The organism is Mesorhizobium sp. M4B.F.Ca.ET.058.02.1.1 (assembly GCF_003952505.1).
Classification (GTDB): Bacteria; Pseudomonadota; Alphaproteobacteria; order Rhizobiales; family Rhizobiaceae; genus Mesorhizobium.
The window spans coordinates 5,249,858-5,276,736 of record NZ_CP034450.1 but is presented as its reverse complement, the minus strand read 5'-3'; the positions used below and the strand labels follow the sequence as shown (position 1 = coordinate 5,276,736).

The 26,879-nt window shown below is 64.5% G+C and carries 20 protein-coding genes, 1 tRNA gene and 1 pseudogene; 7 read left to right on the top strand and 15 right to left on the bottom strand.

Features of this window, described 5'->3' with window-relative positions; genetic code table 11:
- Position 1: 1 nt before the first annotated feature.
- A complete protein-coding gene (locus tag EJ073_RS25625; protein ID WP_126059344.1) occupies positions 2 to 1,171 on the bottom strand; it encodes a D-alanyl-D-alanine carboxypeptidase family protein in 1,170 nt (389 codons plus the stop codon).
- Between the two features lie 218 nt (positions 1,172 to 1,389).
- Here EJ073_RS25625 and EJ073_RS25620 point away from each other — a divergent pair, with 218 nt between their 5' ends.
- Both EJ073_RS25620 and EJ073_RS25615 read left to right on the top strand, forming a co-directional pair.
- Positions 1,390 to 2,553 carry a M20 aminoacylase family protein gene (locus EJ073_RS25620; RefSeq protein WP_126058042.1) on the top strand — a complete coding sequence of 388 codons (1,164 nt, stop codon included), beginning with the start codon at positions 1,390 to 1,392 and terminating at the stop codon, positions 2,551 to 2,553.
- Between the two features lie 156 nt (positions 2,554 to 2,709).
- Positions 2,710 to 2,786, top strand: a tRNA-Arg gene (locus tag EJ073_RS25615).
- Positions 2,787 to 2,934: 148 nt separating this feature from the next.
- Here the strand turns inward: EJ073_RS25615 and EJ073_RS25610 are convergent.
- Entirely contained in the window at positions 2,935 to 3,975 is a 1,041-nt protein-coding gene (locus EJ073_RS25610; RefSeq protein ID WP_126058041.1) for a proline racemase family protein, read from the bottom strand.
- Between the two features lie 456 nt (positions 3,976 to 4,431).
- On the opposite strand from EJ073_RS25610, the gene EJ073_RS25605 reads away from it, so the two are divergent.
- Entirely contained in the window at positions 4,432 to 5,394 is a 963-nt protein-coding gene (locus tag EJ073_RS25605; RefSeq protein ID WP_126058040.1) for a dihydrodipicolinate synthase family protein, read from the top strand.
- A 177-nt stretch (positions 5,395 to 5,571) separates the two neighbouring features.
- Here EJ073_RS25605 and EJ073_RS25600 read toward each other — a convergent pair whose 3' ends face one another.
- The 11 genes from EJ073_RS25600 to EJ073_RS25550 all read right to left on the bottom strand — a co-directional run bounded on the left by EJ073_RS25600 (position 5,572) and on the right by EJ073_RS25550 (position 17,530).
- Entirely contained in the window at positions 5,572 to 6,609 is a 1,038-nt protein-coding gene (locus tag EJ073_RS25600; RefSeq protein ID WP_126058039.1) for an ATP-grasp fold amidoligase family protein, read from the bottom strand.
- Positions 6,610 to 6,764: 155 nt separating this feature from the next.
- Complete coding sequence (gene ugpC, locus EJ073_RS25595; protein WP_126058038.1) at positions 6,765 to 7,823, bottom strand: sn-glycerol-3-phosphate ABC transporter ATP-binding protein UgpC; 1,059 nt, start codon at positions 7,821 to 7,823, stop codon at positions 6,765 to 6,767.
- A gap of 36 nt (positions 7,824 to 7,859) precedes the next feature.
- A complete protein-coding gene (locus EJ073_RS25590) occupies positions 7,860 to 8,681 on the bottom strand; it encodes a carbohydrate ABC transporter permease (protein WP_126058037.1) in 822 nt (273 codons plus the stop codon).
- Between the two features lies 1 nt (position 8,682).
- Entirely contained in the window at positions 8,683 to 9,621 is a 939-nt protein-coding gene (locus EJ073_RS25585) for a sugar ABC transporter permease (protein ID WP_126058036.1), read from the bottom strand.
- On the bottom strand, positions 9,621 to 10,958 hold the full coding sequence (locus tag EJ073_RS25580) for a sugar ABC transporter substrate-binding protein (RefSeq protein ID WP_126058035.1): 1,338 nt from the start codon (positions 10,956 to 10,958) through the stop codon (positions 9,621 to 9,623). Before EJ073_RS25580 ends, EJ073_RS25585 begins: the two co-directional genes overlap by 1 nt.
- 62 nt (positions 10,959 to 11,020) lie before the next feature.
- A complete protein-coding gene (locus EJ073_RS25575) occupies positions 11,021 to 11,680 on the bottom strand; it encodes a GntR family transcriptional regulator (RefSeq protein WP_126058034.1) in 660 nt (219 codons plus the stop codon).
- 19 nt (positions 11,681 to 11,699) lie between these two features.
- A complete protein-coding gene (locus EJ073_RS25570) occupies positions 11,700 to 12,584 on the bottom strand; it encodes a dihydrodipicolinate synthase family protein (RefSeq protein ID WP_126058033.1) in 885 nt (294 codons plus the stop codon).
- Positions 12,585 to 12,780: 196 nt separating this feature from the next.
- Entirely contained in the window at positions 12,781 to 14,175 is a 1,395-nt protein-coding gene (locus EJ073_RS25565) for a multicopper oxidase family protein (RefSeq protein WP_126058032.1), read from the bottom strand.
- A 203-nt stretch (positions 14,176 to 14,378) separates the two neighbouring features.
- Positions 14,379 to 15,767, bottom strand: coding sequence for a chromate efflux transporter (gene chrA, locus EJ073_RS25560; RefSeq protein WP_126058031.1), 1,389 nt, complete (start codon positions 15,765 to 15,767; stop codon positions 14,379 to 14,381).
- The gene (locus EJ073_RS25555; RefSeq protein WP_126058030.1) at positions 15,764 to 16,582 is read right to left on the bottom strand and encodes a sulfurtransferase/chromate resistance protein; all 819 of its coding nucleotides are present in this window, start codon (positions 16,580 to 16,582) and stop codon (positions 15,764 to 15,766) included. The genes chrA and EJ073_RS25555 overlap by 4 nt, the downstream gene beginning before the upstream one ends.
- Positions 16,583 to 16,741: 159 nt before the next feature.
- Entirely contained in the window at positions 16,742 to 17,530 is a 789-nt protein-coding gene (locus EJ073_RS25550; RefSeq protein WP_126058029.1) for a 3-hydroxybutyrate dehydrogenase, read from the bottom strand.
- Between the two features lie 224 nt (positions 17,531 to 17,754).
- Here EJ073_RS25550 and EJ073_RS25545 point away from each other — a divergent pair, with 224 nt between their 5' ends.
- Together EJ073_RS25545 and EJ073_RS25540 are read left to right on the top strand one after the other, a co-directional pair.
- Positions 17,755 to 18,543: an acetoacetate decarboxylase gene (locus EJ073_RS25545; protein WP_126058028.1), complete on the top strand. Its 789-nt coding sequence runs from the start codon at positions 17,755 to 17,757 to the stop codon at positions 18,541 to 18,543.
- Positions 18,536 to 19,696: a patatin-like phospholipase family protein gene (locus EJ073_RS25540; RefSeq protein WP_126058027.1), complete on the top strand. Its 1,161-nt coding sequence runs from the start codon at positions 18,536 to 18,538 to the stop codon at positions 19,694 to 19,696. Before EJ073_RS25545 ends, EJ073_RS25540 begins: the two co-directional genes overlap by 8 nt.
- A 262-nt stretch (positions 19,697 to 19,958) precedes the next feature.
- Here the strand turns inward: EJ073_RS25540 and EJ073_RS25535 are convergent, their stop codons facing one another.
- Both EJ073_RS25535 and EJ073_RS25530 read right to left on the bottom strand, forming a co-directional pair.
- On the bottom strand, positions 19,959 to 21,560 hold the full coding sequence (locus EJ073_RS25535) for an inorganic phosphate transporter (protein WP_126058026.1): 1,602 nt from the start codon (positions 21,558 to 21,560) through the stop codon (positions 19,959 to 19,961).
- Positions 21,561 to 21,696: 136 nt separating this feature from the next.
- Positions 21,697 to 22,230, bottom strand: coding sequence for a TetR/AcrR family transcriptional regulator (locus EJ073_RS25530; RefSeq protein WP_126058025.1), 534 nt, complete (start codon positions 22,228 to 22,230; stop codon positions 21,697 to 21,699).
- 98 nt (positions 22,231 to 22,328) lie between these two features.
- Between EJ073_RS25530 and EJ073_RS25525 the strand changes: the two are divergent.
- Positions 22,329 to 23,652, top strand: a pseudogene (locus tag EJ073_RS25525) (efflux RND transporter periplasmic adaptor subunit).
- Positions 23,649 to 26,732, top strand: a complete 3,084-nt coding sequence (locus EJ073_RS25520) for an efflux RND transporter permease subunit (RefSeq protein ID WP_126058024.1) — start codon at positions 23,649 to 23,651, stop codon at positions 26,730 to 26,732. Before EJ073_RS25525 ends, EJ073_RS25520 begins: the two are co-directional and overlap by 4 nt.
- Positions 26,733 to 26,879 lie beyond the last annotated feature (147 nt).

Below are 26,879 nucleotides of genomic sequence, written 5' to 3'. Positions count from 1 at the left end.
GCTAGTTCGCGACCTTGACCGGCTGGTCGCCCTGCGCGGCGGCCGCGGCCGTCCCGGTTGCGGCCGGTTCGGCGCCCGTCGGCGCCGGAATGTCGGGCCGCCAGCTCGGCAGCGGCACGTCAGCATATTCCTTGCCGGCCTGATCGAGCATCGCCTTCGGCGTCGGCCCGTCGGCGCCGCCGAGCCCGACGGCGACCAGGGTTGGGTGGTCGAGCTTGACCTGATAAGGCGACTTCGGCGCATCCTTGGCCGGAGCGGGCGCTGCTTCCGACTGCTCCGCCTTGGTCTTCTTCTTGCAGATCTCGTCATGCAAATCGTTGGCCGAGATCGTGTCGCCATAGGACGGCAGCGCGGCGAGTGTCGTCGACCCTGTGGTCGGCGTGTCAAAGCCCTGGTCGAGCAGCTTCGCCGCCGTCTCGGCACGGCTGACCGCCGATTTCTCGCCAAGCACCACGGCGACCAGTGTGCGACCGTTGCGCGTCGCCGAGCCGATCATGTTGAAGCCCGAGGAACAGACAAAACCGGTCTTCATGCCATCGGCGCCCGGATAGCGGCCGATCAACAGATTGTAGTTGGGGAGCGCCTTCTTGCCGACGGCGAGCCCCTCGATCGAGAACCAGGGCGCGTATTGCGGGAACTCGCCGCGGATCGCCATCACCAGCAGCGCGAGATCGCGCGCGGTGGTGTACTGGTCCGGCGAATAGAGCCCGTTCGGATTGACGAAATGTGTTCCGGTCATGCCGAGACGCGCCGCTTCCGCGTTCATCCGGTCGGCGAAGGCCGCCTGCGTGCCACCGATATTTTCGCCAACGGCCATGGCGATGTCGTTGGCCGACTTGACCAGCATCATCTTCAGCGCATTGTCGAGCCGCATCACCGAGCCCGGCTTGAAGCCCATCTTGCTGGGCGGCTCGCCGGCAGAATGCTTCGTCACCTTGATCGGCGAATCGAGCGTGACCTCACCGGCGGCGATGGCCCGGAACGTCACATAGGCCGTCATCAGCTTGGTCAGCGACGCCGGGTACCAGCGCTTGAAAGCGTCCTGGTGCTCAAGGATCTTGCCACTCTTCAGGTCGAACAGGATCAAAGGATTGGCGCGCGCGACGCCCGCCAGCATCGGCAAGGCCAGCGCGCCGGCCAGCAATAGTTTGAGGAAATGCCCGTGCCGCATCATGGAATCCGAAATCGCCTCTTGCCGTAGTCGCCCCTGGCTCCGTAAGATTTCGTTACGCGATCGCCAGCATGGTGCGGCCCGGCCCTCGATTTCCCGGGCTGCATTGTTGCGGTGCTATTTACCCTATGTGACGTCAACATGGCAAAGCGCCTGGCAATCACAACTATAATGCAGCAGGCTGCAACTGGCTGCTCCAACGATGAAATGGGACCATCATGCCGATTTTGAACCGCGCCGCCGAGATGCAAGACGAGGTCGCCGGTTGGCGCCGCCACCTGCACCAGACGCCGGAGCTGAACTTCGATGTCTTCAAGACGGCGGCCTTCGTCACCGGGAAGCTTAAGGAATTCGGTTGCGACGAGGTGGTGACGGGCCTGGGCAAGACCGGCGTCGTCGGCATCATCCGCGGCCGCAACGGCGATGGCACGACGATTGGGCTGCGCGCCGACATGGACGCGTTGCCTATCAACGAAATCACCGGCAAGCCCTACGCCTCGACTGTTCCCGGCAAGATGCATGCCTGCGGCCATGACGGCCACACGGCGATGCTTTTGGGTGCCGCCAAATATCTCTCCGAAACCCGCAATTTCACCGGCTCGGTCGCGGTCATCTTCCAGCCGGCCGAGGAGGGCGGCGGCGGCGGCAACGAGATGGTCAAGGACGGCATGATGGAACGCTTCGGCATCTCCAAGGTGTTCGGCATGCACAACATGCCGGGCCTGCCGGTCGGCCAGTTCGCCATCAGGCCGGGCCCGATCATGGCGGCGACCGCCGAATTCACCATCACCGTCAAGGGCCGGGGCGGCCATGCGGCCATGCCGCACGGCACCATCGATCCGATCGTCATCACCAGCCAGCTTGTCGGAGCGATGCAGACGATCGCCTCGCGCAGCACCGACCCGGTCGAGTCGGTGGTGGTGTCGGTGACGAAATTCCACGCCGGCGACGCCTACAACGTCATCCCCGAGAGCGCCGAGATCGCCGGCACGGTGCGCTCGCTGAAGAAGGAAGTGGCCAAGAAGGCCGAGGAGCGCATTCGCGCCCTTTGCGACGGCCTGGCCGCCGCCTTTGGCGCCACCATCACCTTCGACTACGAGCCCAACTATCCGGTCACCTTCAACCATGCGGAAGAGACGGTCTTTGCAGCCGACGTCGCCGCCGATATCGCTGGCAATTCACAGGTGCACCGCTCCATCCAGCCGGTGATGGGCGGCGAGGATTTCTCCTACATGCTGGAAGCGCGGCCGGGCGCCTTCATCTTCATCGGCAACGGCGACACGGCCGGCCTGCACCACCCGGCCTACGATTTCAACGACGAGGTCATTCCGCATGGCATGAGCTATTGGGTGAAGCTCGCGGAGACCGCTCTGGCCGCCTGAGGCCGGTTCCCGGCAAGGACGTGGATCCTCCGCGGACCGTAGCCGGGCATGCGCAGAAGTCGGGGCAAGTGTGAGTTTTGCGAAACGGCGGACTGATTTTGCTTTCAGTCCGCCTCTTGGCGAACCGGTCCGAAGCGGCTATGTGTCGGGCCGCGTGGTCCCGTAGCTCAGTAGGATAGAGCGGCAGATTCCTAATCTGTAGGTCACAGGTTCGATTCCTGTCGGGATCACCATGCTTTTCAATGGTTTGGCGAGACCGCCGCCGATTGGCACGGCGGCAGGGATAGATATCGATTTTCACCAGGGTATAGGCATCGTCCGTTCGGTTTCGGCCAGCCTTTGTGGCGGTGCGGTGTCCAGCTCTGGCTCGCGGCCGGGCGGCTATTGCTTCATCGAGGTGGAAGTGCCCCAGGTATCCGACAGCACATAGCCCTCCGGGTACGGGTCCGTCGGATCGAGATAATAGGCATGCTCGCCGGTGATCCAGGCCCGGCCGGTGATCTCCGGGACGATCGCCTTGCGCCCGCCGATTTCCGTCAGGTCCACGATCCTGCCTGTGAAGCGGGAGCCGATGATCGATTCATGGGTGAGCACGTCGCCCACGCCCATCAGGCCTCTGGCCTGCAACACCGCCATACGGGCCGACGTGCCGGTCCCCGTCGGGCTGCGGTCGGAGCGTCCCGGCGAGACGATGCAGGTGTTGCGCGTGACATTGCCCGGCCCTTGGAACGGCATGGCGAACTGCACGATCGAGACGCCGCGCACATGGTCGAATTCCGGATGGATGACATCGAGCTGTTCGCGCGCGGCCCGTCGGATTTTCTCGCCGGCCACGGCCAGTTCGCGCGCCTCGTCCGGGGCGACCGAGAAGCCGAGCGCCGTGGCATCGACGATGGCGTAGAACATGCCGCCATAGGCGATATCGACCTTAAGAGTGCCGAGCCCTTCCACCTCGATGCCGGCGTCGAGGCGGTCGACAAAGGCAGGCGCGTTGCGGAAGGTGATCGAGACGCATTTGCCGTCGCGGCATTCGGCGCGCACCTCGATGACGCCGCCCGGCATGTCGAGCTTGAAGCGGGTCTCTGGCTCCTGCATCGGCACCATGCCGGTCTCGAGCAGCACCGTGGCGATGCATATGGTGTTGGAACCGGACATCGGCGGATATTCCGTCGGCTCCATGATGATGGCGCCTGCTGCGCAATCCTTGCGCGTCGAGGGAACGAGCAGGTTGACGTGCCGCGCGACGCTGCCGCGCGGCTCGCAGATCAGCATGCGCCTGATATGGTCGTGATCGCGCTCCATCGTGATCATCTTGTCCATCATCGTGCGGCCCGCCGGCGGCAGCACGCCGCCCACGATGACGTCGCCGACCTCCCCTTCAGCATGACAACCGACGACACGAATAGAGGCTTTGGTGCGCATTGTTGCTCCCTGTAAGGCTGTTCTCTAGTGCGACGAGGCTACGCACTTGTGGCGCGCGATGTATGCAATCATTCGCAAAATCATCCCGCGCCATGTCCCTGCTCTTCAACCTTCGGGAATCGGCACCGGCAGATTGCCAAGAGCAGGACCGCTGCCATTCCACGATGGTTCGATATCGGTCCCGGCATCTCGCACGCCTCCGTGGCCATCAAAGCAAACCACCTCGCAAGAAGATACCGAAACGGCGAATGATCGTTGAAAAAAATCGTCCATAAGGATGATTATCCGCTCCCGGCCACGCGAAGGCGATGGGGTCGAACAGCGGCTTGGTGCCGCCGGCCGGCGCCGCCCAGCTGTGGCGATTGCTCGATAAGAGGATAAGAAGCCGTGACAGACGACCGGCGCCGGGACAGAATGGGCAGCCGGCCCGTTCGCCAGCCTCAAGGGAGAACCCGAATGACCGCCAATGTCTTTTCCGGCTGCATGCCGGCTCTGATGACCCCGTGCACGGAAGACCGCCAGCCCGACTTCGAGGCGCTCGTTCGCAAGGGGCGGGAGCTGATTGCCGCCGGCATGTCGGCCGTCGTCTATTGCGGCTCGATGGGCGATTGGCCGCTGCTGACTGACGCGCAGCGCATGGAGGGGGTCGAGCGCCTGGTGAAGGCCGGCGTGCCGGTGATCGTCGGAACCGGCGCGGTCAATACCGCCAGCGCCGTGGCGCATGCCGCCCATGCACAGAAGGTCGGCGCCCGAGGCCTGATGGTGATCCCGCGCGTCTTGTCGCGCGGACCTTCGGTCACCGCGCAGCGCCACCATTTCAAGGCAGTCCTCGCGGCCGCGCCCGAATTGCCCGCGGTCATATACAACAGCCCCTATTACGGCTTCGCCACGCGCGCCGATCTGTTCTTCGCGCTGCGCGCCGAACATCCCAACCTCGTCGGCTTCAAGGAGTTCGGCGGACCGTCGGATCTGCGCTATGCGGCCGAAAACATCACCAGCCGCGACGATGAGGTGGCGCTGATGATCGGCGTCGACACCGCCGTCTTCCACGGCTTCGTCAATTGCGGCGCGTCCGGCGCGATCACCGGCATCGGCAATGTCTTGCCAAAGGAGGTCCTGCACCTCGTCGGGCTCAGCCAGGCCGCCGCCAAGGGCGACGCCGAAGCCCGCCAGCGCGCGCAGGAACTGGACGCCGCGCTCGCTGTTCTCTCCTCCTTCGACGAGGGTCCGGACCTGGTGCTCTATTTCAAGCACATGATGGTGCTGAAGGGTAATCCCGAATACCGGCTGCACTTCAACGAGACGGATGCCTTGACCGACAGCCAGCGCGGCTATGCCGAGGCACAGCTCAAGCTGTTCGACAGCTGGTATGCCCAGTGGTCAAGGCAGCCGGGCGTGGTTCAGAGGTATGCGGCCTGAACCGCCAAGTACGATCCGGGCGCAGCCCTTGAGCGAAATGTCCAAAGCGAACGGACTTTCTCCCGTCCGTCTTCGAATGAGAAAACAAACCCGCATCTCGATTTGCCACGGTGAGAAGTCGGTGCCTGTGCAGCATTGCGGTCCAAGATGACCTGCACAGGCCGCCAGGCCGGACGCTCAGGGCTCGCGCGGGTCCGGCATGCCCAGGCGCGGGTGGATTTCGGCAACGGGAACAGGCTTCGGACTGCCGTGGGCCCGGAGGCATTTTGAGCGCAGCGCACCGGCGTAGAGCCGGGCAAGCCCGCTATGCTGCTTGCGCAGATAGTCCGATTGGTCGAGCCGCCAGCGCCGCTCGATGTCCGCCATGATGGCTGGATTGCTCCAGGTTGCATAACCGCCGGCCGAATAGACAGTGATCTCGCCGGCGTACAGCCGCTCGCGCGTGACCAGGAAATCGACGCGGACATAATCGAGATCGCCGGCGATGCGCGGCGCAATCAGGGCAGCTTGCCTAGTCAATTCGACGAGGCGGGCGGTGACGGGCAGCGCCTGATCCTCGCGCGGATAGTCGATGTCGCGCCCCGCCAAAGGGTTGCCGTCAGGATCAAACAGTCGCGACTTGAGCGCCTTCTTGTCCTCGGCCCTGACATGGCAGACGACGCCGCTGCAGACCTGGACCTTGATCTCGGTGGCGATCTCGCCGCCGGCGAGCGGCAGCATCTCCTCGACGAACACCTCCGGCACGATCCGCCAGTAGGCCCATTCGCTGTTGCGACGACCCTGCCGCTTGCCCAGCCACAGCCTTAGCTGACGTACGATGGAGGCGCGATCCGGCTGGCCGCCCGAGACGAAAATGTTCATGTCGCAGCCATGGTTGGCTTTGACCACCACCGCGTCGTCGAGCAACGCCGACGGGATGTCGTCGGGATCGCGGCCGCGCCACAACGTCTTCGGCACTTCCAGCTCCGGGCAGACGGCGTGGACATAGTCCTTCGCGGCGAGCTTGTCCGACAGCGTGACGAACAGCGGATTGTGGTCGATCAGCCTTCGCCAGAGCATGCATTCATTATAACGCTCGGGCGCGGCGGGATTGGGCCAGTAGCCCATCTTCCTCGCAAACCGCGCCACAAGCATCGGGTGACGAAGCGTGATCAGCAGCCGCGCCACGGCCAGGACAAGACGGTGCCCTGCTGGGAAATCGGCGGCCGGCCTCATCGAACGGTTACAATTGTCCGAACGGAGTTCTTCCCCGACGATTCACATCGCTGATCCACGGCACATCCCGCCCATTGACGGCGCACCTAAGCACCACCCGGGCGCGCCGGCAAGCTGGCACGACGACCCACCCCGGCGGTGTCGACGCGAGCCGTTCAGATGCGCCGGCCAGTGCTCGCCTCGAACAGATGGGCGCAGGCGCGGTCGGCCTCGATATGCACCGCCTGGCCCTGCTTCAGCGCGAGCCGCTCGCGGAACAGGCAGGAGATTTCCTCGCCGGCGCAATCCACCGTGGCGAAGATCTCCGAACCTGTCGCTTCCAAAAGCGTCACGGTGCCGGCAATGCCCTCGCTGCGTGCACGGATATGTTCAGGACGGACGCCGTAGACGAGCTCGCAGTCCGGGACCCGTGCCGGGTGGATGTCGTCCGGCAGCGGCAGCGTCAGCCCGCTGGTGCTGCGGAACACGCCTTCCTCGATGCGGCCGCGGATGAAGTTCATCGACGGTGAGCCGATGAAACCGGCGACGAACAGATTGGCCGGACGATCGTATAGGTCGAGCGGCGCGCCGATCTGCTCGACCAGCCCGTCATGCAGCACGACGATCTTGTCGGCCATGGTCATGGCCTCGATCTGATCGTGCGTGACATAGATGGTGGTGGTGCCCAGCCGCTGGTGCAGCGCCTTGATCTCGCCCCGCATCTGCACGCGCAGCTTGGCGTCTAGGTTGGAGAGCGGCTCGTCGAACAGGAACACCTGCGGGTCGCGCACGATGGCGCGGCCCATGGCGACGCGCTGGCGCTGGCCGCCGGAAAGCTGGCGCGGATAGCGGTCGAGCAGCTTTTCCAGGCCGAGTATGCTTGCCGCCCGCTTGACCCGGCTTGCCGTGTCGGCCGGATCGGCTCTTTTGATCTTCAGCGCGAAGCCCATATTGTCGGCCACCGTCATATGCGGATAGAGCGCGTAGTTCTGGAACACCATGGCGATGTTGCGGTCGCGCGCCCTGAGCTCGTTGACGACCCGCTCGCCGATGGCGATCTTGCCAGCCGAGATCGTCTCCAGCCCCGCGATCATGCGCAGCAGCGTCGACTTCCCGCAGCCCGACGGCCCGACCAGGATGACGAACTCGCCATCGGCGATGTCGACGCTGACATCGTGGATGATCTTGGCGGTCCCAAAAGCCTTCTGCACGTTGTTGATGGTCACCGATGCCATTTCATGTCTCCACAAACGTGTAATGTCGGACCGGCCTCAGCCGCCCTTGACCGCGCCGGCGGTCAGCCCGGCGACGATCTGCCTTTGCGCGAACAGGGTCAGCACCAGCACCGGTAGCGTCACCACGAGTGCTGCCGCGGCGAGCGGCCCCCAGCTCACCTGCTCGTAGGACAGCATGTTGTAGACGGCGACTGGCAAGGTCCGCGTCTCGCGGCTGGCGAGCACCACGCCGAAGACGAAATTGTTCCACGAGAAGATAACCGACAGGATGAAGGCGACGACGATGCCGGGCTTGGCGATCGGCAGCGCCACCAGCCGGAACACCTGCCATGAGCTGGCGCCGTCGATGCTGGCCGCCTCCTCCAGCTCCATCGGCGTCGTCTCGAAATAGCCGATCATCACCCAGACGACGATCGGCACTGTCACCACCAGATGGATGATGATCTGCGGCCACAGCGTGCCGAGGATGCCGATCCACTGGAACAGCAGGAACAGCGGGATCAGATAGGAAAGGCCGGGCGTCATGCGGGCGATCATTATGACGACCGCCGACCGTTCGGCCTTCAGCCGGGCGATGCCGTAGCCGGCCGGCACGCCGATCAGGAGCGCCAGCAGCGTCGCCGTGCCGGTGACCAGCACCGAATTCCCCAGATAGAGCAGGAAGTTGTTCTCCTCGAACACCTTCACATAGTTTGACCAGGCGAAGTGCTCGGGAATCAGGATCGGCGGATAGGCGCCGTTGTCGATCTCGAATTTCAGCGACAGCGAGATCATCCAGAGGAAGAACAGGATCGCCGGCGAGACGAGGACCAGGGCCGCGAAGAACAGTCCGATCCGGTTGATGAGGCGTGACGTCATCTTATTTGCCCTCCGCGTTGATCCATTGCGAGCGCTGGCGCAGCATCAACAGGATGAAGGACAGCGCCACGATCACAACGAAGAACACCACGGCCATGGCCGAGCCGTAGCCGATGTCGTAGTAGGAGAAGGCGGTGTTGTAGAGATAGATGTTGATGGTTTCCGACGCCGTGCCCGGACCGCCTTGGGTCATGGCGTAGATGATGTCGAAGCTTTTAAGCGCATCGATGGTGCGGATGATGACGGCAATCATCAGGAACGGCGCGATCATCGGCAGCGTCAGGTAGCGGAACTGCTGCCAGGCATTGGCGCCGTCGATCTCGGCGCTCTCGAACGGCTCGCGCGGCACCGAGGCCAGCCCGCCCAGCACGATCAGCATCACCAGCGGCGTCCACTGCCAGGTCTCGACCGCGACCAGCGAGGGAATGACCGTCTTGGCGTTGAATATCCATTCCTGCGCCGGAATGCCGACCAGCGACAGGAGATAGTTGAGCACGCCGAGCTGCGGGTGGAACATCATCGTCCACACCAGCGCCACGGCGACCGGCGTTGCCATCATCGGCATCACGAAGATGCCGCGCAGCAGGCCGCGCAGCGGGACCTTTGCATCGAAGATCAGTGCGGCGACGGTGCCGAGGAACATCGGCGCGACGACCGACAGGAAGGTGTAGGTCAGCGTATGCCAGAGCGATTCCCAGAACCGCGGGTCGCTCGCCAGGCGGAGATAGTTTTCCATGCCGGCAAAGCTGCGCGACTGGCCGAGCGTCCAGCTGTTGACGCTCATCCACAGCGTGAAGGCCCAGGGAAAGACGATCACCGCGCCGACGACGACGAGCGCCGGCAGGACGAAGGGCCAGTAGTTGGGAGCCAGACGCACCGTCTGGCTCCCTTCCATGGCTTCCATCGTCACCCCGGCCCGTTCTGGGGTGGTGGCGGACATCAGCCTTGCTCGCTCCGGTCGAGGACCGGCTGGAACTGCTCGGTGGCCTTCTTCAGCTCCTCCGCCGGATCGGCGCCGGCGATCATGTTGCTCAGCGCCACGCCATAGATGTCGCGGAACTCGGTCACCGGGATGATGACCGGCAGCGCCAGCCGGCTGACATTGCCGGATCCGACCACGGCGTCGAGCCAGCTTGCCGGCATGGTGACGCCTTCGCGTACTTTGGGATCCTCCAGCACCGACTTGCGGAACGGCACGCCGGCGCCCGCCTGCAGCAGCCGCGCGCCCATGACGGGCGACACCGCCCACTGGCAGAACAGATAGGCGGCCTCCTTCTTCTCGCTGGCCGCCGTGACGCCGATGCCGTCGCCGAACGTGCCCGAGGCATGCGCCTTGGGCCCTTTGGGCATGACGCCATAGCCGACCTTGCCGACCACTCTCGACTTTTCCGGATTCTCCATCGGCGGGGCGAATCCGACACCGTCGAACCACATGCCGATCTTGCCCTGGAGGAAGGCGGACTGCGCCTCGGCCCAGTTGAAGCCGGTAACGCCGGGAGGCGCCGATTTGGTCATCAGCCGCTGGTAGAGGCCAGCGGCCTCGACCGCCTCGGGCGAGAGGGTGCGCAGCTTGCCGTCGGCGTCGAGCGGCGTCATGTCGTAGCCCAGCATCAGCGACGTCCACACCGGCGTGTTGGCGTTCTTCAGTCCGCGGGCGACAAAACCATAGGTGTTGGCTGAAGCATCGGTCAGCGCCTCGGCGGCGGCGACCAGCTGCTCGAACGTCTCGGGATATTTGAGGCCCTTGGCCTCGAACAGCTCCTTGTTCCAGTAGAGGATCCAGTAGTCGACCGAGAACGGCAGCGAGCGCAGCGCGCCTTGCGCGTCCTTGGCGAAGACCATGCCGGCATCGGCGAAGTCACCCTCGACCAGCGCCGAATCCGTGAGCGTCGGATCGGCGAGATAGCCGGAGATATCGGCCAGCCAGCCGCCCTTCTCGAACTGCCGCTTCTGCACGTGGTAGCTGAGATGCACGACATCGAAGCTCGGCTTGCCGGAGCTGAGCTCGATCACCGTCTTCTGGCGCTGCTGCTGTTCGGGCGTCGCTTCGGCATTGACCTTCATGCCGGTCAGTTCCTCGAACTCGGCGAGGTATTTTATCAGCGTGTCGCTGCGCGGGCTCTTGACCAGATTGACGTCGAGCGTGGTGCCGGCAAAGCGCTTCCAGTCGACGCCGGCGGCAAAGCCGGGGCGCAGGCCGGCGAGGCCGGCGGCGGCAAGAGCGGCGGTTCCGGCAAGCAGCTGCCTTCTGGTTGGGGTAAACGGATTGGACGACATTTCTTCCTCCCGGGTTGCTGTCGTTGTGGATTGCGCCGCTGCCGCGGCGCGGCTCATTTCCCTCAGATCTGCAGCGCCAGCCGGCGCGCATTGTCGATGTGCAGGCTGATCGCCTCGACCGCCTTTTGCGGGTTGCGGCTTTCCATGGCCTCGATCACCGCCAGGTGCTCGCGCATGACCGGCACGACGCGGCCGTCGATGCGGAACCGCTCCTGGTGGATCAGCCGGATCTTCACCGAATTGACAAGGTAGGCCTTGGCGATGATCTCGTTGTCCAGCGCGTCGATGAAGGTGTCATGCATGGCCCAGTCGATGGCCTGCGCCTTTGCCTCCATCTCCGGCGTCGCCGGCTGCGCCAGCGCCTCAGCGAGCATCTCCTCATGCTCGCGCCGCAAACGGGCGAGCTCGGCATCGGCGGCATTGACGGTGAACAGCGCCACCGCCTCGCGCTCCATGAACAGGCGGAACTGGAAGGCCTCGCGGATCAGGTTGATGTCGATATGCGCGATCTGCATGCCGCGCTGCGGAATGGTGGTGAGCAGGCCCTCGGCTTCGAGCCGCGGCACGATCTCGCGGATGGCGCCGAGCGGCAGCCCGGTGAAGGCAACCAGTTCGCGCTGCGACACGAACTGCCCGGGCCTCAGATCGCGCGCCAGCAAATGCCGGGTGAAGCTGGCATAGGCCTTTTCCCTGAGGGTCGCCGGTTCGCTGCTGTCTTCCATTCAGCGCTTCCTTTGCCGGTCAGGCCGGCTCTGTCGCAAACAATTGGTCATAGGCTGCGGCAAGCTGCTTGCGCCCCTGCTGGGAGGTCGGCTCCAGCGGCGGACGAACCGCGAGCCAGCCGTCATCGCCGGTTCGGCGCGCCAGCATCGCCTTGACCGCCGGTATGACCGGAAATTTGAGCAGTTCGAGCACGAAATTCTCGACCCGGGCATCGTCGCGACCCTCCACCGCCATGGCGCGGATCTCGCCGGTGACGAAATTGGCCATGCCGGAAATGGCGCCCTGCCCGCCCCGGCGCACGCTTCTCGCCAGGTGCCGCTCGTCGCCAATCAGGATCACCAGGTCGCCATGCGCGGCAAGCAGCGCCTCGCTGTAGCTCCAGTCGCCACCCGAATCCTTGACACCTGCGACCACGTTCGGAAAGGCAGTGCGCAGCCGGCTAATCAGGCTGAGCGGCAACGGCACCATGGTGACCGACGGGATGTTGTAGAGCAGGATATCGCGGGCCAGCGGACCCAGCGCCGCGAAGACGGCGGCAAACCATCCGAACAGTCCGTCCTCGCCGACATTCTTGAAATAGCTCGGCGGCGCCAAAAGGATGTTGCGGGCGCCCAGTTGCAGCGCGTGCCGCGCCTGCTCGGCCGCGTCTTCGGCCGCATCGACAAGCACGCCGGAAACGAGCTGATGCGCCGGGATGCCGGCGGCAAGCATGGCCTCGATGATGCGGCGCCGCTCTTCGGTGCCGATCGAGGCACCTTCGCCGGTGGTGCCGAACAGCGTAGCGCTGCCGCAGCCGGCGCCAAGGCAAGCCTTGGCCTGCGCGACCATCGCGGGAACCGCGATCTGCCCGGACGCGTGAAAAGGCGTCGCCAGGGCGACCGAAAGACCAAAGCGCGAAGTCACTGCGAAAGCTCTCCTGATGTCACTATGTGGGCAGCTTTATCACACTAACATGTTAGTTGTAAATGCGCGGTCGCGAGTTTTGGAAATGGCACCCGTTCAAGTTTGGAAACGCCGGGGCGCAACATCCGGAGTGGCTGCGAAAAAACCAGCCTTTGCCCGCGCCGCGAGCCGCCGTCATGCGTTGCGACCAGTCCTTTCAGGCTACCCGGATATAGCTCGTCATCCCCGACTTCTGGTGCTCGATGATGTGGCAATGCAGCAGCCAGTCGCCGGGATTGTCGGCCACGAAACCCAGCTGAACCTTCTCGGCGGGCTGGATGAGATAGGTGTCGGAGACGAGCGGCTGGACCCGGCGCGTCGACGACGACAGCACCTTGAAGCTCATCCCATGCAGATGGATCGGGTGCGATTGCGGCGTCAGGTTCTCCATGTCGATGACATAGCTCCTGCCGAGCTTCAGTTCGGCCAGCGGCGCGGTCGGGTCCGGCGTGTCGCCCGGCCACGGCACCTTGTTGATCGCCCAGAAACTGTAACCGAGCGAGCCGCAGATGCCGTCGGCCGGAACGTTTTCCGCGGTGGCGCTGAGCGCCAGCGAAATGTGCTTCGCGCTGGCGACATCGACCTCCGCCACCGGATTGGCTTCCAGCGCCGCGAGATCGCGAACGTCGCGCCTAAGCGACTTTCCGACCGCGCGCAGCGTCGCCAGTATTTTGGGCTTGGTGCCCCTGACGTCCCTGAGGCTGACGATGGCACCCTCGTCGTCGGGCATGCGTATGGCAAGGTCGAGCCGCTGGCCGGGTCCAAGTTGCAAGGCGTCGGGCGCGAAGCGCTGCGGCACGGGATTGCCGTCGAGCGCGACGACTGCCGCCTCGGCTCCCTCGACACGGAAGGCGTAGACGCGGGTGACGTCGGTAATGGCGGCCCTCAGCCGCACCAAACCGCCGGCGGGCGCATCGAATTGCGGCTGGTCGAGCCAGTTGGCGGTGCGCACCGTCCCATAGGTGCCCGCCCTTGCTGCATCGCGAGGCCGGAACTGGTCGATGAACTGGCCGTCATCGCCGAGTCGCCAGTCGCGCAGATTGATCACCATTTCGGCATCGAATTGCGGATCGTTCGGGTTCTCGACCACGATCACGCCGGTCAGCCCATGGCCCATCTGGGTCAGCGTGTTGCAGTGCGGGTGATACCAGAAGGTGCCGGCGTCCGGCGGCGTGAACGCGTAGTCGAAATGATCGCCGGTGTAGACATAGGGCTGCACCAGGAACGGCACGCCGTCCATCTTGTTGGGAACGCGGATGCCGTGCCAATGGATCGTCGTCGGATCGTCGAGGCCGTTGATCAGCCGCGCGGCGAACGGCTCACCCTTCTTCATCCTGAGCACTGGCGGCATGCCGGCCTCGCCATAGGTGAGCACATCCCTGGTCTGGCCGACATCCATCAGCTTCGCCTCGATCCTCGCCGTCTTCAGCATCACCGGATCGGGCCTGGCCAAGGCCCGGCTGGCGAACCTGCCCATGGCGCACAGCCCGATACCGGCCGCGCCGGCCACCGCCGTGGTTTTCAGAAGGTTGCGGCGCGTCAGTAGCGTCATGCTGCGTTCCAACTCGAAAGGACAATCCTGGCACCGGGCCTCATTGCGGCAAAGCGCACAAAGCGTGTAGCCCCCGATGCTGCCCGCCGACAACACCACGTCGTTCGATCGGACCGGAAATCACCCTGCCGTGATGGCCGCACCGGTTGCGGCCAGACCGATGCGCCGCCGTCTTGCAGCGTGCCGCCGTGATGGCGCAGGCGTCAAAGCGCCTGCAACGCCAGCCCCGCCAGCGCCGATGCGGCCAGCGTCGGAAGCATGCCGACCCCGAGCCTGAGCATGGCGACCATCGCTGCGATCGAAAGCAGCGCGGCGCGCCAGTCGAGCGACGACAGCACCGGGATCTCCATGCCCAGGCCGACGCTGCGCACCGTGCCGAAGACGACATGCAGCGCGAACCAAAGCGCCAGGTTCATCACCACGCCGACGACGGCCGCGGTGATCGCGCCGAGCGCCGCCGACAGCGCCTTGTTCTGCCGTAGCTGTTCGATGTAGGGCGCGCCGAGAAAGATCCAGAAGAAGCAGGGCACGAAGGTCACCCACAAGGTCAGCAGCGATCCGAGCGCCCCGCCGAGCAGCGGGTTTATCGCGCCGGCGTGCCGGTATGCGGCGACGAAACCAACGAACTGCAGCACCAGGATGAGCGGCCCGGGCGTCGTCTCGGCAAGGCCGAGCCCATCGACCATTTCGCCGGGCGCCAGCCAGCCGAACGACGACACCGCCGCTTGCGCGACATAGGCGAGAACCGCATAGGCGCCCCCGAAGGTGACGACCGCCATGACGCTGAAGAAGCTGCCTAGTTGCGACCAGACGCTGGCCGGTCCGGTCAGCGCCGCGATCAGCGCCACCGGCCCGAGCCAGATCGGCAGCCAGATGGCGATGGTGCGCGGCGCGTGCCACTTCGTCGGCCTGGTGTGCTCGAGTTCGCCGCGCTCGAACATCAGGTCGACGGCGCCCTTGCTGTCGTCGGCAACGCCACTCTTGCCATGCGCCGACCCGGAAAACAGGGCCGGCGCGACGCGGTTGCCGACCCAGCCAGCCAGTCCGGCCAGCAGGATGATCAGCGGGAACGGCAGCTTGACGACATAGATGGCGAGGAAGGCGGCGACCGCGATCGCCACCATCACCCGGTTCTTGAGCGCCCGCTTGCCGATGCGGATGACGGCCTCGACCACCACCGCCAGCACCGCCGCCTTGACGCCGAAAAACAGCGCCTCGATGACCGGCGCATCATTGTAGAGCATGTAGAAGCTGCTGAGGCCGAGCATCACCAGCGCCCCCGGCAGCACGAACAGGATGCCTGCGACGAGACCGCCGGCGGTCCGGTGCAGCAGCCAGCCGACATAGACGGCAAGCTGCTGCGCCTCGGGACCAGGCAGGAGCATGCAATAATTGAGCGCATGCAGGAAACGCTGCTCGCCAATCCAGCGGCGCTCCTCGACCAGTTCCTTGTGCATCAGGGCGATCTGCCCGGCCGGCCCGCCGAAGGAGAGCAGCCCGATCCTGGCCCACAGCCGCACCGCCTCCCTGAAACTCGGCGCCGGCGGCACACGGGCGGTCTCGGCATCGTTGCCCGCCATGAGGTCGTTCATAACGGCTTGCTCCCGCTCGGCCAGTTGTGCGTTTCCTCGGTGGCGTCGCGGCACCATCTGAAGAAGGAATCGTAGATGAGCATGCCCGCCTCGAGCTGCTCGAGATCGTCGCGGAACATGCGTGACAGGCCAAGCGATGCGGCAAGGAAGCCCGCCGCTTGCGGCACCATGTCGAGCCGTGCCGTATCGGCGGCGCGCACGATCAAGGCCAGGCGATCGAGGGCCTCCGAGCGCAGCCCGAATTCCTCGATCATCGTGTCGAAGGTGCAGCGCTCGCCGCGATGGCTCCAGAACACATTGTCGATGTCGAAGGGAACCGCCGCAAAGCGGTCGGCCACCGCCGGCACCTCGGCCGCATCGACGAACAGGAACACCGCATTGGGATCGACGAAGCGGCGGATCAGCCATGGGCAGGCGATGCGGTCGACCTTGGGCCGCGCCCGCGTCACCCAGACCGTGCGGCCCTTGTCGTCACGGGGCGGAATCGCGCTGGCCGTGACCAGCGGCGCCTTGGCCGCCGCCCAGGCCTCGAAGCCACCTTCCAGCGATTCCGCCGCTATCCCTTCATGGCGCAGCCACGCGGCGACGCCTTGCGAGAGTTTTTGGCCCTTCTGGCAGATGACGACGACCCTGGAGCCGGTGAACTCCGCCGCCCAGGTCGGGACGGTCCTGAAATCGCGCCGGCTGGATGCCGGCAGCAGGCGCGGATCGGCTTGATAATCCTCCTCGACGCGCACGTCGACGAGGACGGGCGCATCCGGCAGGCCGGCGAGACGGGAAAGTTGCTGTACGGTGATTTCGGTTGTTGACGGCATGGCGTCCACCTCCAGAACAAAGAGAGTTTGGACGCGAACGTTGGGCTGACGCCTCACGGGGTCGTCGCGGGGAACCCCTTGCCTAGGATGCTGGAACGATCCCTCGCCCTTGTCAAGGAATGAGCTTCCGCGAGCGATACCCGCGGCGGTTTGCGACGCTTACTGCGCCGTCCAGCCGCCATCCATCGGCAGGGTGGTGCCGGTGATCTGCTTGGCCGCGTCCGAGCACAGGAACAGCGCCAGCGCGGCGAGCTCGTCCACGGTGACAAATTCCTTGGTCGGCTGCGCGGCGAGCAGCACGTCGTGCTTGACCTGCTCCTCGGTCATGCCGCGCGCCTTCATCGTGTCGGGGATCTGCTTTTCGACCAGCGGCGTCCAGACATAGCCGGGCGCGATGGCGTTGACGGTGATGCCTGCCTGGGCGACTTCGAGCGCCACCGTCTTGGTCAGGCCCGCAATCCCGTGCTTGGCCGAGACATAGGCCGACTTGAACGGCGAGGCGACCAGCGCATGCGCGGAAGCCGTGTTGATGACACGGCCCCATTTGCGCGCCTTCATGCCGGGAAGTGCCGCCTTGATGGCGTAGAAGGCCGCCAGCAGGTTGATGCGGATGATCGCTTCCCATCTGTCGTCGGGAAACTCGTCGATCGGCGCGACATGCTGGATGCCGGCATTGTTGACCAGGATGTCGAGGCTGCCGAAAGCCGCATCGGCCTCGCGCACCATGGCGCTGACGGCCGCGCCGTCCATCATGTTGGCATCGGAATAGCGGCACTTGACGCCGAAATCCTTCTCGATGCCGGCGCGCTCCTGCTCGATATCAGCTGCGTCACCGAGGCCGTTGATGGTGACATTGGCGCCCTCGGCGGCAAAGGCGCGGGCGATTGCCAGGCCGATACCGCTGGTAGAGCCGGTGACGAGGGCGTTCTTCGAGGAAAGGGAACCCATGATGATCTCGCGACAGGATTGAAGGGGATATTTCCGCACATAGTTTGTGCGCCGCAACATAACAATGTCATGACCATATGTGGTGCGATTACAATGTTGTGATGCTGTAAAGGAGACTGCGTGCTGGCCTCAAGGTCGATGACATGGCACTGTCATGGTGCCGTGCAACATAGTCCTCCTGCGCGTTTCGAGCGTATTATTCCTGCAACCGATGGGTAAATAGCTTGAAAATCGACGACGTCGTGAAGCGCGCCTATGCGATGCCGCTCACCAATCCATCATTCCCGCCCGGGCCTTACCGTTTCTTCGACCGCGAATACATCATCATCACCTACCGCACGACACGCGAGGCGCTGGAGGCGGTCGTGCCGGCGCCGCTGGAGATCGACGAGCCGCTGGTCAAGTACGAGTTCATCCGCATGCCGGATTCGACCGGCTTCGGCGACTATACCGAGACCGGCCAGGTCATCCCCGTGCGCTACAAGGGCCAGCACGGCGGCTATGTCCATTCCATGTATCTCGACGACGATGCGCCGATCGCCGGCGGCCGCGAGCTCTGGGGTTTCCCGAAGAAGCTCGCCAGCCCCAAGATCGTGCATGAGGGCGAGGTGGTTGTCGGCACCTTGCACTATGGCAGCGTCCTATGCGCCACCAGCACGATGGGTTACAAGCACCAGGAGGCCGACCACGACCAGGTGCTCGCCTCGCTCGCCGCGCCCAACTTCCTCAGCAAGATCATCCCGCATGTCGACGGCACGCCGCGCATCTGCGAGCTGGTTCGCTACTACCTTACCGACGTGACGCTGAAGGAGGCCTGGACGGCGCCGGCCGCGCTCGACCTTCGCCCTCATGTCATGGCCGACGTGGCGAAGCTGCCGGTGCTGGACATCGTGTCGGCCGTCCACTTCACCGCCGACCTTACGCTTGGGCTGGGCGAAGTCGTCCATGACTATCTCGCCGACCGCGGCCATTCCTGGGCGAACGCAACCCAGCCGGAGAAGGCCCGTGCTTGAACGCACCCGAAACAAGGCGGTCGCCGCCTCGATCGAGGAAATAACGGCGCAGTATGACCGCATCGCCCTGGTGTTCCAGGGCGGCGGCGCGCTCGGCGCCTATCAGGCTGGAGTCTACCAGGCGCTGTCCGATGCCGGCTGCGAGCCGACCTGGCTCTCCGGCGTGTCGATCGGCGCCATCAACGCCTCGATCATCGCCGGCAACGAGCCGAGCCGTAGGCTGGAGCGGCTGGAGCAGTTCTGGCAGACGATCTCCGGGCGCAAGATCTGGGCCTATACGCCAGAGGGCGACATCTATCGCGACATCCGCAACCGCACCTCTTCGTGGATGACGATGATGATGGGCCAGCCCGGCTTCTTCAAGCCTCGCTCGCCCAATCCCTGGTTCGAGCAGCCGGGCGCCGAGGGCGCGACCAGCTTCTACAACACCGCCGAGCTCAAGGACACGCTGGAAAGCCTGATCGACTTCGACATCCTCAACGACGGCAGGAAGCGGCTGAGCGTCGGCGCGGTCAATGTCAGGACCGGCAACTTCGTCTATTTCGACACCGACAAGGTGCGCATCGGCCCGGAGCACATCATGGCGAGCGGCGCGCTGCCGCCGGCTTTCCCCTCGATCCGCATCGAGGGTGAATATTACTGGGACGGCGGCATCGTCTCCAACACGCCGCTGCAATATCTGCTCGACCAGGAAGAAGACCGCTCCTCGCTGGTGTTCCAGGTCGACCTGTTCAGCGCGCGTGGCGCCTTGCCGCGCGGCATGGCCGACGTGCTGTCGCGCCACAAGGACATCATGTATTCCAGCCGCACGCGCCAGAACACCGACAATTTCCAGCGCATCCATGCGCTGAAGATGAAGCTGCTCGACGCGCTGAAGCGCGTTCCCCCCGAACTGCTGAAGGAGGGTGAGAGGGACCTGATCGCCGATTATTCCGACGCCGGCGTCGTCAACATCGTCCACCTGATCTACCAGCACAAGGGCTACGAGGGCCACGCCAAGGACTACGAGTTCTCCGGCACCTCGATGCGCGAACATTGGGAGATGGGGCTGGAGGACACCGAGCGCACACTGCGCCACCGCCAGTGGCTGACGCTGCCGACCAATGCCGAGAGCGTCACCATCCACGATCTCCACCGCGAGGATCCGACTTAGCCGCCGGCGAAAGATCGCGGCCTGTCCATACGGCACCCCCGTCGAGTTCCCTCACACCCCCTCTGTTCGGCTTTCGCTAATCTCCGGCATTGCAACAATGGAGGTCCGCGCTGAAGCCGCTGATCTCCCCCTTGCGGGGAGATGGCCGGCAGGCCAGAGGAGGGTGCTGTCCCGCCGGCGCCTCGAAACAGCCATGGAACAGCCACAAAGAAAAAGGCAGCGGCTGCGACCGGCGCTGCCTTTTATTTGAGAACTTGGCCGCTCAGAACACCTGGCGGAAAATGATGAACAGCACGAAGGCGAGCGCGATCGAGCAGGGCAGCGTCAGCACCCAGGCAAGCAGCAGGTTGCGCACGGTCGACCATTGCAGCCCCGAGCCGTTCGCCGCCATGGTGCCGGCAACGCCCGACGACAGCACATGGGTGGTCGACACCGGCAGGCCGAGGCGGTCGGCCATGCCGATCGTGACCATCGCCACCAGCTCCGCTGCGGCGCCCTGGCCATAGGTCAGATGGCTCTTGCCGATCTTCTCGCCGACCGTCACGACGATGCGCTTCCAGCCGACCATGGTGCCCAGCCCGAGCGCCAGCGCCACAGCGATCTTCACCCAAAGCGGAATGAACTTCGTCGCGTTGTCGACCGCCTTGTGATAGTCGGTTACCGCCTTGAGATCGGCGGCCTCCATCGGCAGCAGCTTCTTTTTGTCGATCAGTTTGAGCGCCTCGCCGATCAGATAGATGTCGTTGCGGGCGTTGCCGACCAGATCGGTCGGCACCTTTTCGATCGAAGCGTAGGGCTGCAGCGAAGCCGTGGTGTTGTGAATATATGTCTGCAGCGCCACCGTGGTTTGGTCGTTCCAGGTCCTGGTGCGCACGGCGTCCTGGACGGCCACCTTGGCATCGGGGACGGTGATGCCCGGCTTGACGTACTTGCCCAGTGCCTGTTCGACGCTCACCGAAGCCGACTTGTAGGCTTCGAGATAGTTGATGTCCGGGGTGCGGTTGAGCGCATAGGCCGTCGGCACCACGCCGATCAGGATCAGCATGATCAGGCCCATCCCCTTCTGGCCGTCATTCGAGCCATGGGCGAAACTGACGCCGGTGCAGGTGAAGATCAGCAGCGCGCGGATCCACCACGGCGGCGGGGTGTTGCCCTTCGGCGCCTCATAGAGCGCCGGATTGCGCACAAGCAGTTTCATCGCATAGAGCAGGATTGCCGCGGCGAAGAAGCCGATGATTGGCGAGACCAGCAGCGTGGTGCCGACATTGGTCGCTTGTGACCAGTCGACGCCACTGGTGGCGCTGCCGGCCGGCGCCATGAACTGGTTGGCGAGGCCGACGCCGATGATCGACCCCACCATGGTGTGCGAACTTGAGGCCGGCAGGCCGAGGAACCAGGTGCCGAGGTTCCACAGGATCGCGGCGACCAGCAGCGCGAACACCATGGCGAAGCCTGACGAGGAGCCGACCTGCAGGATGAGCTCGACCGGCAGCAGCGACAGGATGCCGAAGGCAACCGCGCCGCTGGAGGTGAGAACGCCGAGGAAATTGAAGACGCCCGACCACATGACGGCGAACTCGGCCGGCAGGGAGCGGGTATAGATGACCGTCGCCACGGCATTGGCGGTGTCGTGGAAGCCGTTGACGAACTCGAAGCCCAGCGCAATCAGCAAGGCGATGCCGAGCAGGATCCACGGCACCGTCTTGGCTATGGCGAGATCCTGGCTGAGTGCGTAGGCGACATAGATGACGCCGGCGAGCACGATCACTCCGAAGGCCGGCAGGAACCACTTGGCGCCGCCGGTTTGATTGAGTGGATGATCTGGCCTTGGAATGCCCGCTTCGCTCGAAACAATGTCCACCATGTCCCACTCCCGTTCGCACTTCGGCACAACCACAGGTGAGGCTATGTCCGGTCGATGAAGCTGGTGTGACGGGCGGGATACCGGGCTCGGCAGGGAGGGCATTTCAAAACGCCAGTCAAATGCCGGCGCTAGGCCCCTATCCGGCGATCTCCAGCAGCGACGAGGTCAGCAGCTGCCGCTCATCCTTCGAGAGCACGTCGGAATCGAAGAGATTCATGCTGCGCATGCCCTCGATGGCGAGGAAGCAGACCAACAGCGCGCTGAGGTCGTTCGTCTCCCCCTTGAGCCGCTCGAACAGCTGCCGCTTGAACGATTTGATCGGCGTCAGGAATTCGGGATCCTCGGCGATGGCGGAAAATATCCAGGACGCCGACGGCTGCGGCTCCTCGCATTCGTCGGCCGAGAGCTTGATATAGGCCGCGAGCGCGCTTTCATGACCAGCCACGGCGGTGCGGGCTTCCATCGCCTGCTCGAATGCCTTGAGATAATCCTCCACCAGGCTCTGCATCAACTTGGCTTTGGTCGGGAAATTGTAGAGCAGGCCGCCCTTCGACACGCCGGCGCGGCTGGCGACGGCGTCCAGCGACAGGCTGCCCGGACCCGTCTCGCGCGCCACGTCGGCGGCGGCGGCGAGTATCCTGTCACGCGAATTTGCTCTGCGGGTTTTCATCGGTGCATCCCCCTTACATTAGCCTAGGCGGAATTGACAACACCGTCCAGACGGTACAGTAAGATCGCCATCATTTGAAAACGGGACCTGACGTCGATATGTGTCCCGCTGTTCGACGACTATTGCCGGACGCCGGCCGAGGGGGACTGTTCGTGAAGCGCTTCTTCATCATCGTCGGAATATTGCTTCTGCTCATTGTGGTGTGCGGCGGAATTGTCGCCTTCAACCTGTTTCGTGACAGCGCGATCAAGCAGTATTTCGCCACCATGAAGCCGCCGGCAGCGACCGTTTCGACGGTCATCGTGAAGCCGTCCGAGTGGACGCCGGGCGTCGAGGCGATCGGCACCGTCAATGCCGTGCGCGGCGTCGACCTCACCGTCGAAACAGCCGGCATCGTCAAGAGCATCATGTTCCACGCCAACCAGAAGGTAGCCGACAACGCCGTGCTGCTGCAGCTCGACGATGCCGTCGAGCGCGCCGATCTCGCGGCGGCGAAAGCACAGAACGTCTCTGACCAGACGGCGCTCGAACGCGCCGTCGAATTGCAGCGGCGCGGCGTCGGCACCGACGCCACGCTCGACACCGCGCGGGCGACCGCGTCGGCATCCGCCTCGCAGGTCAACAAGCTGCAGGCGGTGCTCGACCAGAAGCAGCTGACCGCTCCCTTCGCCGGCACTGTCGGCATCCCCAAGATCGACCTCGGTCAGTATCTCGCCACCGGATCCTCGGTGGTGACCCTGCAGGACCTCGATACCATGCGGGTCGACTTCTCGGTGCCGGAACAGCAGTTGCCGCTGCTCAAGATCGGCCAGACGGTGCGGGCTCGGCATCGGCGGCGGCAACAGCGATATGCCGTTCGCCGGCGCCATTCGCGGCATCGACCCAAAGATCGACCCTACGAGCCGGCTGGTGTCGATCCGCGCCGAGGTCGCCAACCCCGACGGCAAGCTGACGCCAGGCCAGTTCGTGCAGGTGCGCGTCGAGTTGCCGGAGGAGCAGAATGTCCTGACGCTGCCGCAGACGGCCCTGACCTCCAGCCTCTATGGCGACTTCGTCTTTGTCGTGCGTCCGGCCAAGCCCGCGGGCGACGCTGCCGCTCCAGCAGCCAAGCCCGAAGAGAAGCCGGATGCGACAAAGACCGGCTCCACCCCGGCCGCCAAGCCGGACGAAAAACCTGACGAAAAGCCGGCCGACGCGGCGGCCAAGCCGGTGGAAGGCGAAAAGCCTGAGCTTGTGCTTGCCCAGGTATTCGTCAAGCCCGGCCGCCGCAACGCCGGCATGGTCGAGATCCTGGAAGGCATCACCGCCGGCGATGAGGTCGTCACCGCCGGCCAGAACCGGCTCTTCAACGGCATGTCCGTTGCCGTCGACAACACAATCGATCCGACCAAGCCGGCGAACAAGCAGGCCGCCCAGCAATGAATTTCTCCGACATCTTCATTCGCCGGCCGGTCCTGTCGACCGTGCTCGCCTGCATGATCCTGCTCCTGGGTTTCCAGGGCATCTTCAACCTGTCGATCCGGCAGTATCCGAAAGTCGACGAGACGGCCATCACCATCACCACGGCCTATCCAGGCGCCAGCGCCGACCTGATCCAGGGCTTCATCTCCGCTCCGATCGCCCGCGCCGTCGCCTCGACCGAGAACATCGACTACGTCACCTCGTCGAGCCGGCCCTCCTCCAGCACCGTGGTTGTGCAGATGAAGCTCGGCTCCAACCCGGACGTCGCGCTGACCGAGGTCCTGTCCAAGGTGCAGGGCGTGCGTGGCACCTTGCCCGACGCCGCCAAGGATCCGGTAATCGTCAAGGGCACCGGCCAAGAGTTCGCGATGATGTACATCTCGATGCAGAATCCGAACATGACGAAGCAGCAATTGACCGAATATATCGAGCGCGTCGTTCGCCCGCGCATATCGACGGTCGAGGGCGTCGCCGACGTGCAGATCTTCGGCGCCGAGGATTATTCGATGCGGGTGTGGATCGACCCGGTCAAGCTCGCCGCGCGCGGCGTCACGGCGGCCGATGTGCTGACCGCCATCAACGACAGCAACTTCCTGTCGGCGCCCGGCAACACCGAGAACGAATACGTTGTCTCATCGATCACCGTGCGCTCGACATTGCAGACGCCGGAGGCTTTCGCGGCGCTTCCTCTGCGCTCCAAGGACGGCAATGTGGTGAGGTTGCGCGACGTGGCGCGCGTCGAGCTCGGCGCGGTCAGCACCGACACCAGGGTCTCCTTCAACGGCAAGCCCGGCACCTTCCTTGCCATCTTCCCGACGCCGGCGGCCAATCCGCTGACGACGGCGGCGGCGATCCACAAGCTGGTGCCGACGATCCAGGAGACGCTGCCGCAAGGCATGACGATCGAGATCGTTTACGATTCCACCGAGCAGATCAGCGCCTCGATCGAGGAGGTATTCAAGACCATCGGCGAGGCGGTGGCGATCGTCGTCGTCGTCATCCTGCTCTTTCTCGGCTCGTTCCGCTCGGTGATGATGCCGATCGTGACCATTCCGCTTTCGCTGATTGGCGTCTGCTTCCTGCTGTATTCGGTCGGCTACTCGATCAATCTGCTGTCGCTGCTCGCCATGGTGCTGGCCATTGGCCTCGTCGTCGACGACGCCATCGTGGTGGTGGAGAATATCCACCGCCACATGGAAGAGGACCACATGTCGGCCATGCAGGCGGCCTTCAACGGCATGCGCGAGATTCTCTCCGCCATCGTCGCCATGACCATCACGCTGGCGGCGGTGTTCGCCCCGCTTGCCTTCACCGGCGGCCTGACCGGCGCGCTGTTTCGGGAATTCGCGGTGACGCTTGCCGGCTCGGTTGTGCTGTCGGGCATCATCGCCATCACCATCACGCCGATGATGTCGGCACGTATCCTCAAGGCAGGCTCGCACAGCCGTTTCCAGCGCATCGTCGACGGCACCTTTGGCCGCGTCGAGCGCGTCTACGAGCGGATGGTCACCAGCTCGCTGAGAAACCGTCCGGTGACGTTACTGATCGTGGTCGCGCTGGTCGCGCTCACCGGCTTCATGTTCACCAAGACCTCAAGCGAACTGGCGCCGGAGGAGGATCAGGGCTTCCTGCTCTCGATCGTGACCGGGCCGCGCTACGCGACGTCGGACTATACCGAAACCTACGTCAACCAGATCCTCGGTCTGGTCAGGGACATCCCTGAGACGCGCGCCCAGTTCTCGGCCGTCGCCTTCGGCGGCGCCACCAACGGCGCCTTTGTCGGCTTCGCCTTCAAGGACTGGGCCGAGCGCACCCGCAGCTCGAAGGAGATCCAGGAAGACATCACCGGCCGGCTTGCCAAGGTGGCCGGCGTCGAGGCATTCGTCTTCGCGCCGCCGACGCTGCCCGGTTCGGGCGGCGGCCTGCCGATCTCCTTTGTGGTACGTTCCACGGGCGACTCCGCCGAAGTTTACGAGGCGGCTGAGCAGATCAAGAACAAGGCGCAGGCCTCCGGCCGCTTCATCGTTGTGCAAAACTCGATGTCCTATGACGCGCCGCAAGTGACGGTGACGATCGACCGCGAGCGCGCGGCGGCGCTGAACCTGCCGATCGCCGATATCGGCCGCACGCTTACGCTGCTGGTCGGCGGCGCCGAGGTGGCGCAGTTCGACCGCGACTCCAACAGCTACGACATTATCCCGCAGGTGCCGCAGGAATTCCGCGACAACCCCGAGAAGCTCGCCCAGTATTTCGTGCGCAGCGCCTCGGGCGAGATGGTGCCGCTGTCGGCGGTGGTGAAGATCTCGACCAATGCGGCACCCGCCGCGATCGAACAGTTCAACCAGCTCAACTCGGCGACGATCACAGCCCTGCCACTGCCGGGGGTCACCACCGGCGACGGGCTGAAGGCCATCGAGGATATCGCCAAGGAGAGCCTGCCCGGCACGTTCTTCATCGACTATTCCGGCCAGTCGCGGCAGGAGAAGGAGCAGGGCAACACCATCCTGATCGCTTTCGTTGCGGCTGTGCTCGTCATCTACCTGGTGCTGGCGGCGCAGTTCGAAAGCTTCCGCGACCCGCTGATCATTATGATGGCGGTGCCACTGTCGATCTTTGGCGCGATCGTGCCGCTCAACATCGGCTTGGGCACGCTCAACATCTACACCCAGGTCGGCCTGATCACGCTGATCGGCCTGATCACCAAGCACGGCATCCTTCTGGTCGAGTTCGCCAACCAGCAGCGTGAGCTCCACGGCATGCGCCGGCGCGACGCGATCGTCGCTTCGGCCAAGGTGCGGCTGCGGCCGATCCTGATGACCACGGCGGCGATGGCGCTTGGCGTGGTGCCGCTGATCATCTCCAGCGGCGCCGGCGCCGCCGCCCGCTATTCAATGGGCCTGGTGATCTTCACCGGCATCCTGGTTGGAACCATGTTCACGCTGTTCGTGGTGCCGATGTTCTACACCTTCATCGCCAGCAAGGACCTGCCGCACCATGCAGAGAAGCCGGATCCGAACCTGATGCCGGCGCTGCAGGACTGACGGAATCGAACGACAAAGGAAAAAAGAGGCCGGAAAATTCCGGCCTCTTTTTTGGTTGGGCGTTTACCGCGGAAGAGCAATGCCAGGCGGGAGGCGGAACGGATGAGAGGAGGTTTTGCCAACCCTCTTCGCCGCCTTCGACCACAG